At 62.9% G+C, this 15,568-nt stretch carries 12 protein-coding genes; 3 read left to right on the top strand and 9 right to left on the bottom strand.

What is annotated here, in order from left to right:
* Nucleotides 1-8 precede the first annotated feature (8 nt).
* From EJD88_RS24970 to tssA, 9 genes are all read right to left on the bottom strand, one after another.
* A complete protein-coding gene (locus EJD88_RS24970) occupies nt 9-1,949 on the bottom strand; it encodes a type VI secretion system Vgr family protein (protein WP_112192776.1) in 1,941 nt (646 codons plus the stop codon).
* Between the two features lie 86 nt (nt 1,950-2,035).
* Nucleotides 2,036-4,690, bottom strand: coding sequence for a type VI secretion system ATPase TssH (gene tssH / locus EJD88_RS24965; protein ID WP_158879251.1), 2,655 nt, complete (start codon nt 4,688-4,690; stop codon nt 2,036-2,038).
* Nucleotides 4,683-5,726, bottom strand: coding sequence for a type VI secretion system baseplate subunit TssG (gene tssG / locus EJD88_RS24960; RefSeq protein ID WP_099586041.1), 1,044 nt, complete (start codon nt 5,724-5,726; stop codon nt 4,683-4,685). The genes tssH and tssG overlap by 8 nt, the downstream gene beginning before the upstream one ends.
* Complete coding sequence (gene tssF, locus EJD88_RS24955) at nt 5,690-7,549, bottom strand: type VI secretion system baseplate subunit TssF (RefSeq protein ID WP_099586040.1); 1,860 nt, start codon at nt 7,547-7,549, stop codon at nt 5,690-5,692. The genes tssG and tssF overlap by 37 nt, the downstream gene beginning before the upstream one ends.
* Nucleotides 7,546-8,061 (bottom strand): type VI secretion system baseplate subunit TssE, encoded by a 516-nt coding sequence (tssE, locus tag EJD88_RS24950; protein ID WP_005792513.1) that lies wholly within the window; start codon nt 8,059-8,061, stop codon nt 7,546-7,548. The genes tssF and tssE overlap by 4 nt, the downstream gene beginning before the upstream one ends.
* A 78-nt stretch (nt 8,062-8,139) precedes the next feature.
* On the bottom strand, nt 8,140-8,628 hold the full coding sequence (locus tag EJD88_RS24945) for a type VI secretion system tube protein Hcp (protein ID WP_017735732.1): 489 nt from the start codon (nt 8,626-8,628) through the stop codon (nt 8,140-8,142).
* 171 nt (nt 8,629-8,799) lie between these two features.
* The gene (gene tssC / locus EJD88_RS24940; RefSeq protein ID WP_099586039.1) at nt 8,800-10,296 is read right to left on the bottom strand and encodes a type VI secretion system contractile sheath large subunit; all 1,497 of its coding nucleotides are present in this window, start codon (nt 10,294-10,296) and stop codon (nt 8,800-8,802) included.
* Nucleotides 10,297-10,298: 2 nt separating this feature from the next.
* Nucleotides 10,299-10,805: a type VI secretion system contractile sheath small subunit gene (gene tssB / locus EJD88_RS24935; RefSeq protein WP_017135823.1), complete on the bottom strand. Its 507-nt coding sequence runs from the start codon at nt 10,803-10,805 to the stop codon at nt 10,299-10,301.
* Between the two features lie 54 nt (nt 10,806-10,859).
* Nucleotides 10,860-11,879: a type VI secretion system protein TssA gene (tssA, locus tag EJD88_RS24930; protein ID WP_112192774.1), complete on the bottom strand. Its 1,020-nt coding sequence runs from the start codon at nt 11,877-11,879 to the stop codon at nt 10,860-10,862.
* A gap of 394 nt (nt 11,880-12,273) precedes the next feature.
* Here tssA and tagH point away from each other — a divergent pair, with 394 nt between their 5' ends.
* Genes tagH through tssK form a run of 3 tightly spaced genes read left to right on the top strand, consistent with a single transcriptional unit; the run spans nt 12,274 to nt 15,563 of the window.
* Nucleotides 12,274-13,644: a type VI secretion system-associated FHA domain protein TagH gene (gene tagH, locus EJD88_RS24925; RefSeq protein WP_158879250.1), complete on the top strand. Its 1,371-nt coding sequence runs from the start codon at nt 12,274-12,276 to the stop codon at nt 13,642-13,644.
* A 56-nt stretch (nt 13,645-13,700) separates the two neighbouring features.
* Nucleotides 13,701-14,210, top strand: a complete 510-nt coding sequence (gene tssJ / locus EJD88_RS24920) for a type VI secretion system lipoprotein TssJ (RefSeq protein WP_099586036.1) — start codon at nt 13,701-13,703, stop codon at nt 14,208-14,210.
* An 18-nt stretch (nt 14,211-14,228) separates the two neighbouring features.
* Nucleotides 14,229-15,563 (top strand): type VI secretion system baseplate subunit TssK, encoded by a 1,335-nt coding sequence (tssK, locus tag EJD88_RS24915; RefSeq protein ID WP_099586035.1) that lies wholly within the window; start codon nt 14,229-14,231, stop codon nt 15,561-15,563.
* Nucleotides 15,564-15,568: the final 5 nt, after the last annotated feature.

The raw sequence follows: 15,568 nt of genomic DNA, 5'->3' as shown, positions 1-15,568 counted from the left end.
AGGTCTCGTCAGGAACTTTTAGGCGCGGGAAACGCGGCTTTGATATTGGCGTCGATACTGGCTTTGACGCCCTGGCCGTCGGGCGTGGCGCCAGCGCCGCCACCATTGTTCAGGTGCAGCACGCCGCCGGTGTTGAACTCGGCATCGCCGCTGGCGTAGAAGCTGATCTGCACGCCGGTCAGGTTGATCTGCCCGCTGGCGTTGAGCTCCAGGATGCTTTCGCCGCAGACCAGACGCAGGTTTTCACCCACTTCGATCACGTAGCTCTGGCTGATGCTGTCGGTCTTGCGCTGGCCCACCGAGAGGATGTCTTCCTGCTTGACGACGCGCAGGCGGTTGTTGCCAATGGTCACCGTCTCGTTGTGCCCAATGCTTTTATTACGGTCATGCCCCACCGAGTGGCTCTCATCCACCTCCACCACAATGTCCTGATTACGCTCGGCATGGATATACAACTGCTCCAACCCCTTCTTGTCCTCCATGCGGATTTCATTGAAGTTGGCCGGTGTGCCGCCCTTGCTGGAGCGGCTTTTCATGCCGCTTTGGGTAGCGTTTTCCGGCAGATCGTAAGGCACCGTCTGCTCGGCGTTGTACACCCGCCCTGTGATGATCGGCCGGTCGGGGTCGCCTTCGAGGAAGCTGACAATCACTTCCTGGCCGATCCGTGGGATCTGCATCGAGCCCCAGTTCTTGCCGGCCCAGGATTGCGACACGCGAATCCAGCACGAGCTGTTTTCGTTGGATTGGTCATGGCGGTCCCAGTAGAAGTGCACCTTCACGCGGCCGTACTGGTCGGTCCAGATTTCCTCGCCTTTGGGGCCCACCACCAATGCGGTCTGCGGGCCTTTGACGATGGGGCGATAGGTGCTCGCCAGGGGGCGGAAGCTTTGTTGGGCGTCGATGCAGGTCAGGCTGCTTTCAAACTGCGCCGAGCCTGAGCCGCCGCCGCTTTCCAGGCTTTCCTGGACGATGAGATAGCGACAGCCGACGATCAGGTATTCGCGGTTCTGGTCCTGGCGACTGAAGCCGGTGAGGCTGAACAGGTGGCCCGAACCGAGGCCGCGGGCATTGCCGTTGAACTCGATCTGCTCATGCAGGGTTTGCAGGGCTTCGATGCGGGTGCGCGCGTAGTGTTCGCCGTCGGCGCTTTGCACATAGGTGCCGGGGTAGTCGTACAGCGGGTAATCGCCGGCAGTGTGCGGGCGCGGCATGGCCGAGCGCACGTCGATGCTGGCGCTGGGGCGCTGGAAGTCGTAGTCGTTGAGCTCCAGGGAGCCTGGCTGCACTTCCTGCGCCAGGTGCCAATTGTGCATGTGGTCGCGTTCGCGCTGCTGCTCATCCTTGGGGTAATACGGGATCGACGCATAGCCCGGCACGGTGGTGTGGGCGCCATAGGCGTCGGCCAGCACCAGCACGTGGCGGTCCTGTTCATGGCGGAAGAAGTAGTAGATGCCTTCCTGTTCCATCAGGCGGCTGACGAAATCGAAGCTGGTCTCGCGGTACTGCACGCAGTATTCCCACTCGCGGTACGGCCGGCTCAGGGCGTCTTCGAAGTCGGAAAAACCCAGGTCGCGGAACACCTGCTTGATGATCTGCGGGATGCTCAGGTTCTGGAAAATCCGGCAGTCCGAGGTGCGGCTCAGCAGCCAGAACCACGGGCGCAGCGTCACTTGGTAACTGGCGAACTGGCCCCGGTCGATGTTCTGGCTGCAGCGCGCAACAATGCCGTTGAAGTGCCGCTCGCCACCGTCCGCCAGTTGCACACCGACGCTCATCGACTTGCCCAGCAACTGGTTGAGATCGATGTTGGCGTCCAGGGACGTCAGTTGCAGCTCATAGTTGAACAGCCGCCCCAGTTCTTCACCGCCGCCCATTTCATTGAGCAACAGCACATCCGGCCCGAGGGGGCTGGTGATTTTTGCCAGGCGTGAGGCTTGGTTAAAAAGCATCGAAGTACCCTAATAGCTGAAGGAACCCAATCCAAATGTGGGAGGGGGCAAGCCCCCTCCCACATTTTTTTCCGCGTTCCGTCAGGTCAATCGTTGAACTGGTAGTGCAGCTCGTTATCCCGGCTGCTGATCCGCACCCCCGCCAACGCCTTGCCTTCCAGCATGCGCGTGAGGAATTCACGGCTCATGTCCGGCAACAGGCTGTTGGTGAGGATGGTGTCGATCATGCGCCCGCCGCTTTCGGTTTCGGTGCAGCGCGAGACGATCAGGTCGACCACCGCGTCGTCGTAGTCGAAGGCGACTTTGTGGGTGCTCTCCACACGCTTCTTGATGCGCCCCAATTGCAGGCGGGTAATCGCCTTGAGCATCGTGTCACTCAGCGGGTAGTACGGAATCGTCACCAGGCGGCCCAGCAGCGCCGGCGGGAAAATCTCCAGCAGTGGCTGGCGCAGGGCCTTGGCGATTTCCTCGGGCTCGGGGATGTTCGCCGGATCTTTGCAGACCTGGGAAATCAGCTCCGTGCCGGCGTTGGTGGTCAGCAGGATCAGGGTGTTCTTGAAGTCGATCAGCCGGCCTTCGCCGTCCTCCATCACGCCCTTGTCGAACACCTGGAAGAAGATCTCATGCACGTCCGGGTGGGCTTTTTCCACCTCGTCCAGCAGCACCACGCTGTAGGGTTTGCGCCGCACCGCTTCGGTCAGCACGCCGCCTTCGCCGTAGCCGATATAACCCGGTGGCGCGCCCTTGAGGGTCGACACCGTGTGGGCTTCCTGGAATTCGCTCATGTTGATGGTGATCACGTTCTGCTCACCGCCGTACATGGCTTCGGCCAGGGCCAGGGCGGTTTCGGTCTTGCCCACGCCCGAGGTGCCGGCGAGCATGAACACGCCAATCGGCTTGCTCGGGTTGTCGAGGCCGGCGCGGGAGGTCTGGATGCGCTTGGCGATCATCTGCAAGGCATGGTCCTGGCCGATGATGCGTTTCTTCAGGTGCTGGTCGAGGTTGAGCACGGTTTCCAGTTCGTTGCGCGCCATGCGGCCCACCGGAATACCGGTCCAGTCAGCCACCACCGAGGCCACGGCCTGGTAATCCACGGTCGGCAGGATCAGCGGGGTTTCGCCTTGCAGCGCGGTGAGGCGCTGTTGCAAGTCGATTAATTGCGCACGCAATTCATCGTTGCCGCTGTCCACCACCCCGGCTTTTTCACGCAGGGTTGCGCGGGTGGCGAGCAACTCGTCCACCAGGGTTTTCTCTTCGGCCCAACGGCTTTCCAGTGTCGCCAAGCGTTCACGTTCGCTCGTCAGCAAGGCTTCGCTGTTGCTCTGGCGTGCACCAATGTCGATGCCGATGGCATGCTCGCGGGCGATGATTTGCAGCTCGGTTTCCAGGGCTTCGATGCGGCGGCGGCTGTCGTCCACTTCGGCCGGTACGGCGTGCAGGCTGATGGCGACGCGGGCGCAGGCGGTGTCCAGCAGGCTCACGGATTTATCCGGCAACTGGCGCGCCGGGATGTAGCGGTGAGACAGCTTCACCGACGCTTCCAGCGCTTCGTCGAGGATCTGCACCTGATGGTGTTTTTCCATGGTCGAGGCCACGCCGCGCATCATCAGCAGGGCTTTATCTTCCGACGGCTCGGCAACTTGCACCACTTGGAAGCGGCGGGTCAGGGCCGGGTCTTTCTCGATGTGTTTCTTGTACTCGGCCCAGGTGGTGGCGGCCACGGTACGCAAGGTGCCACGGGCGAGGGCGGGCTTGAGCAGGTTGGCCGCATCGCCCGTCCCGGCGGCGCCACCGGCACCCACCAGCGTGTGGGCTTCGTCGATGAACAGGATGATCGGCTTGGGTGACGCCTGAACGTCTTCGATGACTTGGCGCAGGCGCTGTTCGAACTCGCCTTTCATGCTGGCGCCGGCTTGCAGCAGGCCCACGTCGAGGCTGCGCAGTTCCACGTCTTTCAGTGCCGGCGGCACATCACCGGCGACGATGCGCAGGGCAAAACCTTCGACTACGGCGGTCTTGCCTACCCCGGCTTCACCGGTAAGGATTGGGTTGTTCTGGCGTCGGCGCATGAGGATGTCGACCAACTGGCGAATTTCTTCATCGCGGCCAACAATCGGGTCTAGCTTGCCGCTGCGCGCCTGTTCGGTCAGGTCCACGGTGAAACGCTTGAGCGCTTCCTGCTTGCCCATCGCGCTCGGCGCCATCGCGCCGCTGGCTTCGCCTGGCACCCCGGCGTTGAAGCCGTCGCTGGCGCTAAGGGCATTTTCCGGCGAGTCGCCGACGTACTCGTCAAAGCGCTCGCTCAGGGCCTCGGCCTTGATCTTGTCGAACTCCGACGACAAGCCCAGCAACCCATGACGCAGGCTTGGCGTCTTGAGGATGCCCAGCACCAGGTAACCGGTGCGCACCTGGCTTTCGCCGAACATCAGGCTGCCGTAGACCCAGCCGCGTTCCACGGCTTCTTCCACATGGGAGGACAGGTCGGTGATCGACGTCGAGCCGCGCGGCAGGCGGTCCAGGGCTTCGGTCAGGTCACGGGCCAGGCGCGCCGGCTCCACGTTGAACTGGCGGATGATGCGGTGCAGGTCCGAGTCCTGCAGTTGCAGCAACTGGTGAAACCAGTGGGCCAGTTCCACATACGGGTTACCGCGCAATTTGCAGAACACCGTGGCGGCTTCGATGGCCTTGTAGGCCACGCTGTTGAGTTTGCCGAACAACGCGGCGCGACTGATTTCACCCATGCTCTGGATTCCTTGAGGTGGTGGCGTGATCGGCGTAATGCCGGGCCAGGATTAGGTCGTTGGCGTCAACCGCAGGGCGGCCGAGCCAGGTGTTGAAGCCCAGGCGGAACTGACCGTTGAGTTGCAGCGCCGGTACTTCGGGTTGTTGCAAAACCAGGTTCAGATCCCAGTCCAATTCATGGCCCAGGTACTCGGCGACCCACGCCACCAGCTCGTTGAACGGCTGTTGGCCGGGCAGCATGCCCATGTAGTCATCCAGCGTGAGCGGGCCGAGACGAATACGAAATTTATGCTGGCGGTCCCACACATGGCTGCCCAGGCAGAAGTCCACGCCCAACCGGTTGGCGCTGACACTCACGCGGCTGCGCTCGGGCAGTTCCAGCCATTGGCCGACGTATTCTTCAATCGCCACGGGCAGGCCGAAATACTCGCTGAGGATCGCCTTCAAGCCGTCCGGATAACGGGTCTGTGCGGATAAATGGCCGCTGTAATGCAGCTTCGCGGTGTCGGGAATCAGCCCTTGGTTGAGCAGGCTTGGCATGCCCCGGCCACTCAGGGCGGCGAGGCGTGCAGACCAGTAGTCATCGTCCGGGCGGTCATGGCTGACCGTCGGCCGGGCCTCGGCCCAGGCGCGGTAAAACAGACTGAGCAGACGGTGATGGAACACGTCCAGGAACTGCTTGCTGGTGCTGTCGGCGTTGTTGCGCTGGCGCTCACGCACATACTCGGTGATGTGCAGCGGCAGCGGGCCGTTGGGGCCGCCGAGGCCGAAAAAGAACTGCTCCAGCCGCGCCGGCTTGCCGTCGCCACCGGGATCGACCGAGGCCAGCGTGGCCGGGGCGAAGGTGCAATCGGCCTGTTGCCCAAGACGCAGCGGGTCATCGGCCAGGCGCAGGGAATGGCCCAGGCGCGGCAGCTCGGGCGATTCGCACTCGATACGCCGCAATGCCTGGAAGAAATCGTATTCCCAGGGCTCCTGATGCATCGCATCCAGGGTACTCACAGGGTCGGACGCCGCCCGGGCTTGGCTTTCCATCGCATGATCTCGCCGCGTTCGGTGGTACGGATCACCGTCTCGGTAAAGCTGTTGATCGACACGTAGCGTGCCAGGAAGCGTTCCAGCACCGCACCGAGCAGGAACACGCCGGTGCCGCGAAACGCGTTTTCATCGAATTCCAATGTGATCTCAAGGCCACGGCCAAACACAATCGGGCCGGGCATCGGCAGGCGGCGGGTCACGGCTTTGCTGCTGACGTCGCGCAGGCCTTCGATCTGCAATTGCAGCGCCGCATCGTTGCTGTCGCCGTACAGGCGCAGCAGTTCGCGCAAGGCGCCGGCGCCCTGGCCTTGCTCGCTCAAAGACAGGTAGTTGAGTGACAACTGGCTGATCAGGCGCCAGGCCTTGGCGTCATGGGCATGGCTGGCACGCGGGCGACTCGGGCCCGCCACGCAGCGCACGGCCAGCACCGGGGCGCTGTCGGCCAGGGTGAAGTCGGTCTTGCCATTGCCCACGCTCATGAACAGCGGCAAATCGCGGTTGGTGCACAGCGCCGTCACGCCCAACTGGCGCAAGTCGTGGCCGTAGGGTGCCTGGCGGCTGTCCACCAGGCTGACGAAGGTTTCGCTGCCCACGTAGGTGGAGCGCGGGCCGTTGCGACGTTGGTCGCTGGACAGCACGCGGGGCTCGCGACGCACCGTGTAGTAGGCCTGGTCACGGCCGTAACGGGACGGGTCACGCACCGCGTAGAACGGCAAAAACGGCTGCTCCGGCCCGGTGCCGTGGCCGGTGATGCCGCTGAGCGAGTGAATCTCGAAATCCATCGGCCGCGTGCGGTCGGCGATCACATGGTGTTCGTTGACGCGGTCGGACAAGTGGATACGGTCCACGCGCTTGGGGAACAGGTTGATCGCCGGCGTGCAGAACGGCAGGAACTGCGCCGCGCCGACGCTGCCTTCCAGGCTCGGTTCGTGGCGGTCGAACAGCACGATCAGCTCCAGTTCCTGGCCATCGCAGCGTTTGACCGCACGGCTCAGCTCGGCGAATTCGACGAACAGGAAGCGATGGGGCAGGGCGAAGTACTCCTGCAACAACCGATAGCCCTGGAACGCCCGCGCTACCACTGGCATGGCCGCGTCGGCATCGTCAAAACCCCGGGAGCGCAGTGCGTCCTGGGGCAAGCGCTCAACCCAATCGCCACCGGGCTTGCGCGCGAACACCGCACAGGCGTTGCCCAGCAGTTGCTCGTAGAGGCGGAACGGTTGCTCGTCGGCGCCGCTGAGGTAGAGCGGCAGGTTGTCCAGGTCGAGACTGTTGAACGGCAATTCGGCGCCGGTGCGCAGGGTCAGGCGCAAACCGGCCTTGGCCTTGGGTTCGCTGGCGGCCAGGCGGCCGAGCACGGCGGCGGGGTTGCCGAAGTATTCGGCGTTGCTGACCTGCAACGGCCACAACGTCACCGGGTGGGCGGTGCGGTACTCGCAGCAGGTCTGGGTTTCGCGGCCCAGGGCGGCGCGCAACACGGTGTCGCGGGGCAGGGGGAAACCACTGGCCAGGGAGCCTTCGTCGGGATCGGTCTGCAATTGCACCACGGTCATCGACGGGGTTGGCGCCAGGTAATGCGGGTAGGCGATTTCCAGCAGGTTGTGGGTGAAGGTCGGGTACTCGGCGTCGAGCTTGAGCTGTACGCGGGCCGTGAGGTAGGCAAAGCCTTCGAGCAGGCGTTCGACGTACGGGTCGGCGCAGTCCATACCGGACAACGTCAGCCGACTGGCGATCTTCGGGTATTCCTTGGCGAACTCGGCGGCGCTTTCGCGCACGTGGTGCAGTTCCTGGTTGTACAGCTCCAGCAGGCGCGGGTTCATGGGCGTCTCCGCTGGTCGGCATTGACCACGCGCACGTGGCCGGATTCCAGGTCGAGGTCGGTTTGCAGCAACAGGCGCAACGGCACCGGCTGCGCCCACAGGTCGCCTTCGATCTCGAAACTCAGGGCGTTGTGGTTCATTTCGCCATGGCCGACGCGGGCTTTGACCCGCAGGGTGTGACGCAGAATGCGTGGCTCAAAGGTGGCGATGGCCTGGTAGATCAGGGCTTCCAGGGCCTTGATATCGACACTGGAAACGCTGTTGCCGGCGAGCGCCGGCAGGCCGTAATTGACCACCGAAGTGCCGGCCGGGGTGTGCAGCGTGGCATCGGCATCGAGCAACGACGTGGTGTTGAGCAGCCACGCCAGGTCGCGCAAGACCGAGGCTTTCAATTGGGTCAGGGACAGCACGCGTTTGTCGGCGCTTTCCTTCGGGTTGGTTGGATCGTCGTCGGTCAGCCGGTCCAGCAAGGACGGCTGCAGACGGTCGCGGGAAGCGATTTCAGTTACCACCAAAGCAGCTCCACGGACGGGTTGCGAGAGAAACAAAATGTCTTGGGCCATGGCGCGAAGCCATGGCCACAAGGGCTATCAGCGCTTGGTGTTGGAACGGATGTTCCAGCCAAACTTGATCGCGCCGCCGTCTTTGGTGCCGTCGGCTTTCTGCGGCTGGTAGTCGACCATCACTTGGGCGAAGTTCAGCGTGACGTTCTCGGTCAGGCGGTCATCGGAACCCGAACCACCGGTGCTCAGGGAAGTGACCAGCACTTCTTCCAGGTTGATCACCATGTACTCGACCTGGCTTTCACCACCGGCCTTGCGCACGGTCAGCTTGACCTTGTCGATGTGCTTGCCGCTGGCGCAGTGCATCATCAGGTTCGGCGACGCTTTGTCGACGTACTTGGTCAGCGACAGGTCCTGGATATTCACCTTGCCCGCGCCGCCACCGCCGCCCACGTGCATGTTGCCGGACTGGGCCATGCCCCAGCTCCAGTTCAGTACGTCGATTTCGTCCTTGTGGGCCTTGTCCATGGACTCGCCCTTGATGTCGCCGATCTTGATGAAAATATCAACAGCCATGTTTTCTCCCTGTGTGGCGCTTGCCACTGAATTTGAGTTACTCCAAATGGGCAGTGCTTTTGTGTGGGAGGGCGCTTGCCCCCGATGCAGGCACCTCGGTGTGTCAGTCACACCCCAGTGATGCTATCGGGAGCAAGCCCCCTCCCGCAGAAGAGCCAGCTCATCCGTGGGTTAGGCGCTCTTGGCCGAAGGCAGCTTCGATACCAGGCGCAGCGACACGGTCAGCCCTTCAAGCTGATAGTGCGGGCGCAGGTAGAACTTGGAGTTGTAGTAACCCGGGTTGCCTTCGACGTCTTCCACGATCACTTCGGCGGCAGCCAATGGGTGCTGGGCCTTGGTGGTTTCGGTGGAGTGCGCCGGGTCGCCGTCGACGTAGTTGAGGATCCAGTCCTGCAACCAGCGCTGCATCTCGTCCTTCTCTTTGAAGGAACCGATCTTGTCGCGCACGATGCACTTCAAGTAGTGCGCGAAACGGCAGGTGGCGAACAGGTACGGCAGGCGCGCAGCCAGGTTGGCGTTGGCGGTGGCGTCCGGGTCGTCGTATTCGGCCGGTTTCTGCAACGACTGGGCGCCGATGAACGCGGCGAAGTCGGTGTTTTTCTTGTGCAGCAGTGGCATGAAACCGTTCTTCGCCAGTTCCGCTTCACGGCGGTCGCTGATGGCGATTTCGGTCGGGCACTTCATGTCCACGCCACCGTCATCGGTAGGGAACGTGTGGGCCGGCAGGTTTTCCACTTCACCACCGGACTCCACGCCACGGATGCGCGAGCACCAGCCGTAGTGCTTGAACGAACGGTTGATGTTCACCGCCATCGCGTATGCGGCGTTGGCCCAGGTGTACTTGGAGCTGTCGGCACCGTCGGTGTTTTCTTCGAAGGCGAAAGCTTCCACCGGGTCGGTCTTGGCGCCATACGGCAGGCGCGCCAGGAAGCGCGGCATGGTCAGGCCGATGTAGCGCGAGTCTTCCGACTCACGCAGCGAGCGCCAGCCGGCGTATTCCGGGGTGGTGAAGATCTTGGTCAGGTCGCGCGGGTTCGACAGTTCCTGCCACGAGCCCATGCCCATCACGGTCGGCGAGGCCGCAGCGATGAACGGGGAGTGCATGGCGGCGCAGACTTTCGACAGCTCGCCCAGCAGCTCGACATCCGGAGGCGACTGGTCGAAGTAGTAGTCGCCTACCAGGCAACCGTACGGTTCGCCGCCGAACTGGCCGTATTCTTCTTCGTACATCTTCTTGAAGATCGGGCTCTGGTCCCACGCGGTGCCCTTGAATTTCTTCAGGGTCTTGTGCAGGTCCGGCTTGGAGATGTTGAGCACGCGGATCTTCAGCTGCTCATCGCTCTCGGTGTTGTTGACCAGGTAGTGCAGGCCACGCCAGGCACTTTCCAGCTGCTGGAAATCCTGGTGATGGATGATCTGGTTGACCTGGGCGGTGAGCTTGGCGTCGATGGCAGCGATGATCGATTCGATCGATTTGATCGCGTCGTTGGACACCAGGTCAGTCTGGGCCAGTGCCTGTTCAGCCAAGGTGCGCACGGCGGTTTCCACGGCTTCGCGGGCACGCTCGGTCTTGGGCTTGAATTCTTGCATCAACAGCGAGGCGAACTCGCTGGTTTCTTCGGTGGCGCCGAGGTTGAGCGCGCCTTCGCGGGCGGTATTGTCAGTCATGATTATTGGTCCCCTGCAGGCTTGGGCGCGCTGGCAAGTGCTTGAAGCAGTGCCGGGTCCTTGATTGCCTTCATGATGATTTCTTCAGCGCCGGTCTTGCCGTCCATGTAGGTCAGCAGGTTGGCCAACTGGGTGCGGGCTTCGAGCAGCTGTTTGAGCGAATCGACCTTGCGGGCCACGGCGGCCGGGCTGAAGTCGTCCATGCTTTCGAACGTGATATCCAGGCTCAGGTTGCCTTCGCCGGTCAGCTCGTTCGGTACGTGGAACGCTACGCGCGGCTGCATGGCCTTGAGGCGCGAGTCGAAGTTGTCGACGTCCACTTCAAGGAACTTGCGATCAGCCACTGGCGCCAGAGGCTCGGCAGGTTTGCCGGCGAGGTCGGCCATCACACCCATTACGAAGGGCAGCTGGACCTTTTTCTCGGCGCCGTAGAGCTCGACGTCGTACTCGATCTGCACCCGAGGCGCGCGGTTGCGCGCGATGAATTTCTGAGAACTTTGCTTCGCCACGTTGCTGCTCCTGGTCGCTTGAGCGACGGTGTTGTTACTGCGCAGTCGGCCGGCTTACTCGCCGTCCGGGCCACGCAGGTTTTCAAATTGGGACATGCCATCGGGAATCAGATTGCGCACGATTGCCGCAAAGTCGGCATGCACCAGGTTCTTCGCCCGGTTCAACAGCACCGGCAGCGGGCTCGAAGGCTCGTGACGGGTGTAGTACGCAAGGATCTTGTCGAGGCTGCGCAGCACCTCATCGCGGCTGGCGATGTCGCCGGCCGGGCGGGGTGCGGCAGGGGCAGCGGCGTACTCGACCGAGGGGGCATTGTCGTCACTGACGGCCTCGGGTTCGCTGCTGCCTTGGGTGTCTGGAACCGCTTGGTTGAGCACTTGCAGCGCTTGCTTGAGCGGTTGCTTCAAGAGGGTCAGGTCCACGCCCTGGGCGGAACCGACCTGGTCGCTGACCTGCTGCTCGATGGCTTCGCAGGCCGCACGGGCGGCACTCAAGGCGTCGCGGGTGGCTTGCAGGTGTTCGGGGTCGCTGTCGAGGAACGCGGCGTGCAGTTGCTGGGCGCCGAGTTGTTCATCGGGGAAATTCATCAGGCCGCTGGCGTTCAGTGCAGCGCGCAGGCTCACGGGGCCGAAGGTGCGCGAGCGCGTGAGGATGCTTTCGCGCAGCAGGCGAATGGTCGCGTCGCTGGTCAGGCCGGACAGGGCGTTGATGCGCACAGTCGGGTCGTTATCGTCGTCGGCATCCAGGCGCGGGTGCAGATCGGTCCAGTATTCGCGCAGCAGGGCGTTGATCAGCGTCAGGACGTCGGCCAGCCCGGCCACACCCTGGAGGGCGAGGGAGCTTTGCAGGAGGAAATGGGTGATGCGCAGGTCTTTGCTGCGCTGCAGCAAGTCGAGGCTCTGCTGCTGGATGCTGCGCCATTCCGGCGGTTCAGCGGGCAGGATGGAGTCACCCATGCTGCGCTCAGGCTGGCCCTTGGCATCACGCTCCAGTTGGAGAAATTGCGCGTCATACTCCATGTCTTCGCCACAGGGCGAAGTCGCGGAAACGGCGGTGAGCAGCAACGGCACATCCACTGAAATTGATCTCCCTATCAGCCCGTTAGATGTCGGGCAATTCATGCATTAGTTGCGCAAGGAACTTTGCATGGTTTCTTGGTCATATAAGCACGATGCTATTAATGTGCCATCATTGGTGTTCAAGAAGTTGTGCATTTTTGGTGTAGTACTTATGCCTTGTCAAGGTAAGCTATTCGCCCTCTGTGACAGATGTGCGGTGCTTAACAACCTGCGCGACCGGTGGGTCGAACGGCGCACCGGGACAGGATTTTTGTCATAGAGCCCAGTTAAGATCAGCGATCATGCTGGCATCAGCAGGTTGTAGACGGTCGGATGCACGACCTGATGGGGCTCTCTCGGGAAACGCTGTCCCGGGAATCGCCCGCGCGCGAAGTATCAGCAAGGAGGCAAGATGTCGCTGTGTTTGACTATCACTAGTTATCACAAGATCACCCCAGGGCAGTGCGCCGAAAAGTCCATGAATCAGGGCTCGATGGCGATCGGCCGCAGTTCGGATAATGACTGGGTACTGCCTGATCCTGAGCGGCTGGTGTCTTCGCAACACTGCGTTATTCAATACAAGGACGGCCGTTATTATTTAACCGATAACAGCACCAACGGTGTGGAGTTGGTTAACGCCGGTGTGCGCATGCGCCGGGGCAATAGCGAGCTGCTGCAAAATGGCGAGCTGATCCGCATCGGCGACTACGAGATTCAGGCGCGTATCGATTTCAACGTGCAGGCCGTCGATAGCCAGCCGTTTGCCGGTGAGTCGCCGAACAGCTTTGAAGCGCTGATGGGCGCCGTGGTCAGTGCGCCGGTAGCCACGCCCGTGATCGCGCCGCAGTTCCAGGGCGCCTCGGCGATGGACACCCTGCCGGACCTGTTCGACTTCCTCAGCCCCACCGCCGTACCGCCGCCGACCGTGCCGGACCACGTGCCCTCCGAGCAACATGACTTCCGCCCGCCGACGCCAGTGGCTGCGCCTGTCGTTGCAGCGCCCGTGGCGTCGGGCTCGGTGATTCCTGAAGACTGGGACTTGTTCGGTGACGCGCCCGCGCCCGCGCCAGCGCCGGTGGCCAGCACGCCGCCGCCCAGCACGCCGCCGCCTCTGGCACCGACTCCACCGCCCACTGCGCCGGTCATCGCGCCGCCACCTGTGGTCGAGCCCGTGCTCCCCGTGGCCGACAGCCAGCAACCCGACCTCTTGCAAGCCTTCCTGCGTGGCGCCGGCCTTGACCAGTTGCGTCTGGACAACGCCCAGGCCGAAGCCCAGATGGAAAGCATCGGTCGCAGCTACCGGCTGATGGTCGAAGGCCTGATCGACGTGTTGCGCGCCCGCGCCAGCCTCAAGGGCGAGTTCCGCATGCAGCAGACGATGATCCAGCCTGCTGAAAACAATCCGTTGAAATTTGCCCCGAATGCCGAGGAAGCGTTACTGCTTTTGCTTCGCCATGGCAACCAAGCGTTTATGGCGCCGGACCTTGCCGTGCGGGACAGTTTCGACGACTTGCGGGCCCACCAGCTGGCCGTGATGGCCGGGGTGGAAGCCGCGATCAAGCACTTGCTCATGCGCTTCGAACCAACCCAGCTGGAGGAACGCATGGGCAAGCCCGGCGGGCTGTCGAGCCTTTTCAATGGCTCGCGCCAGGCCCAGTACTGGCAGCAGTTCACCGAGCTTTACGGCAATATTTCCCGCGAGGCCCAGGAAGACTTCCAGGACCTGTTCGGCCGCGAATTCAGCCGAGCCTACGAAGAACACAGCGCGCGACAGCGTCGCTAACGCCACGCCGCAACAACGGATCAACGGATAGCTAAGTACGTCATTGAGGACGCAGGATGATTCCCAGGTTTTTACTCGCAGTCGCCACCGCGCTGCTGCTGACGGCGTGTGCCAACGACGCGGTCAAACCCGAAGCAGCGGTCGAGGAGCAGGCGGATACCGCTGCCGTCGAATTGCACTTCCACGCAATTTCCGGGCTTAACCCCGGCGCCAACGGCCAGGCCGCTCCAGTGCGCGTGCGCATTTTCGAACTGAAAAACGCCGCCACCTTCGGCCGTTCCGACTACTTCGCCTTGGCGGACCGTGCCCAATCGACCCTCGGCCTGGACCTGCTGGACCAGGACGAAGTGATGGTCCAGCCCGGCCAGCAACTGAGCATCCAGCGCGACCTCGACCCGTCCACGCGCCAGATCGGCTTGCTGGTGGGTTACCGCGAGTTGGACCGTGCGCAATGGCGCGCGGTAATCAACGTGCCAGCGCGCCAATACACCGAATACCAGATCAGCCTCGATGTGCGTGCCGTGCGCGCCGACGTCGTGGTTTCCCCATCCAGCCCTGCCCAATAACAAGCAATCGGAGCCCCCATGTCCTGGAACAATCGCGTGGTCTGGTCGGAAGGCATGTTCATCGGAACGCAGCACTTCCAGCAGCATGACCGTTACCTGGAAAACCTGATCGACGCCCGCAGCCGCCCATTGGCCGCCGGTGCCTGGGGGTTTTCCGAGTTGCTGATCGACCAGGGCCTGCTGGCCCAGGGCAAGCTGGCCATCGTCTCGGCACGGGGCCTGTTGCCTGACGGCACGCCGTTCAATATCCCCCAGGATGACCTGGCACCAAGCCCGCTGAACATCGACGACAACCTGCGCGACGGCCTGGTGTACCTGGCCTTGCCGCTCAAGCGCGCCGGTGCGCGGGACACGGTTGATGAAGGCGAAGCCCTGGAGGCTGCGCGCTACGTAAGCCAGGTGCGCGAAGTGCGCGACGACAACGCCCCGTTCGAGAACCGCGCGCCAGTGGCCGTGGGTTCCCGTGCGTTGCGCCTATTGACCGCCCAGGACGGCATCAGCGACTACGCCGCCATCGGCCTGGTGCGCATCAAGGAAAAGCGCGCCGACCGCGCCCTGGTGCTCGATGACACCTACATTCCACCGGTATTGGACGTGGCCGCGAGCAAACCGCTGACCGCGTTTCGCAGCGAACTGCTGGGCCTGTTGCACCAGCGCGGTGAGGCCCTGGCCGGCCGCGTGGTCGCGTCGGGCGCCGGTGGTGCATCGGAGATTGCTGATTTCATGCTGCTGCAACTGGTCAACCGCGCCCAGCCGCTGATCCAGCATTTTAGCCAGTTGAGTCCGCTGCACCCGGAGCGCTTCTTCAGCGAACTGGTGAGCCTGGCCGGTGAGTTCTCGACCTTTTCCACTGCGGGCCGTCGTCCCCAGGAATACCCGCAGTACCAGCACGATGACCTGGCCCTGAGCTACGCCCCGGTGATGGCTGCCTTGCGTGAAGCGCTGTCGATGCTGATCGACAGCAAGGCCACGCCGATTCCGATTGTCGAGAAAGCCTACGGCATTCACGTGGCGATGCTTGCCGACAAAACCCTGCTCGACAACGCCAGTTTCATCCTGGTGGTGCGTGCCGATGTGCCCGGCGAAACCCTGCGCGGCCGCTTCGGCCAGCAGAGCAAGGTCGGCGCGGTGGAGCACATCCGCGACATGGTCAACCTGCAACTGCCGGGCATCGGCCTGGTGCCCTTGCCGGTGGCGCCGCGCCAACTGCCGTATCACGCGGGCAGCACCTATTACGAGCTGGACCGCGGCAGTGAGCATTGGCAGCAACTGAGCAACTCCGGCGGTTTTGCCTTCCACATTGCCGGGCAGTTCCCGGGCTTGAACCTGGCCTTCTGGGCGATCCGAGGATAATCCGC

Source organism: Pseudomonas sp. PB105 (assembly GCF_009764655.1).
Taxonomy (GTDB): domain Bacteria; phylum Pseudomonadota; class Gammaproteobacteria; order Pseudomonadales; family Pseudomonadaceae; genus Aquipseudomonas; species Aquipseudomonas cyclaminis.
The sequence above is the reverse complement of the archived record's forward strand: the minus strand, read 5'-3'. Positions and strand labels throughout refer to the sequence as shown.

What these genes read in the sequence shown, in the direction of transcription:
- tssG (WP_099586041.1), bottom strand. Translation starts at nt 5,726, where the DNA reads ATGGAAAGCCAAGCCCGGGCGGCGTCCGACCCTGTGAGTACCCTGGAT.
- EJD88_RS24945 (WP_017735732.1), bottom strand. Translation starts at nt 8,628, where the DNA reads ATGGCTGTTGATATTTTCATCAAGATCGGCGACATCAAGGGCGAGTCC.
- tagH (WP_158879250.1), top strand. Translation starts at nt 12,274, where the DNA reads ATGTCGCTGTGTTTGACTATCACTAGTTATCACAAGATCACCCCAGGG.
- tssH (WP_158879251.1), bottom strand. Translation starts at nt 4,690, where the DNA reads ATGGGTGAAATCAGTCGCGCCGCGTTGTTCGGCAAACTCAACAGCGTG.
- tssJ (WP_099586036.1), top strand. Translation starts at nt 13,701, where the DNA reads ATGATTCCCAGGTTTTTACTCGCAGTCGCCACCGCGCTGCTGCTGACG.
- tssK (WP_099586035.1), top strand. Translation starts at nt 14,229, where the DNA reads ATGTCCTGGAACAATCGCGTGGTCTGGTCGGAAGGCATGTTCATCGGA.
- tssC (WP_099586039.1), bottom strand. Translation starts at nt 10,296, where the DNA reads ATGACTGACAATACCGCCCGCGAAGGCGCGCTCAACCTCGGCGCCACC.
- tssF (WP_099586040.1), bottom strand. Translation starts at nt 7,549, where the DNA reads ATGAACCCGCGCCTGCTGGAGCTGTACAACCAGGAACTGCACCACGTG.
- EJD88_RS24970 (WP_112192776.1), bottom strand. Translation starts at nt 1,949, where the DNA reads ATGCTTTTTAACCAAGCCTCACGCCTGGCAAAAATCACCAGCCCCCTC.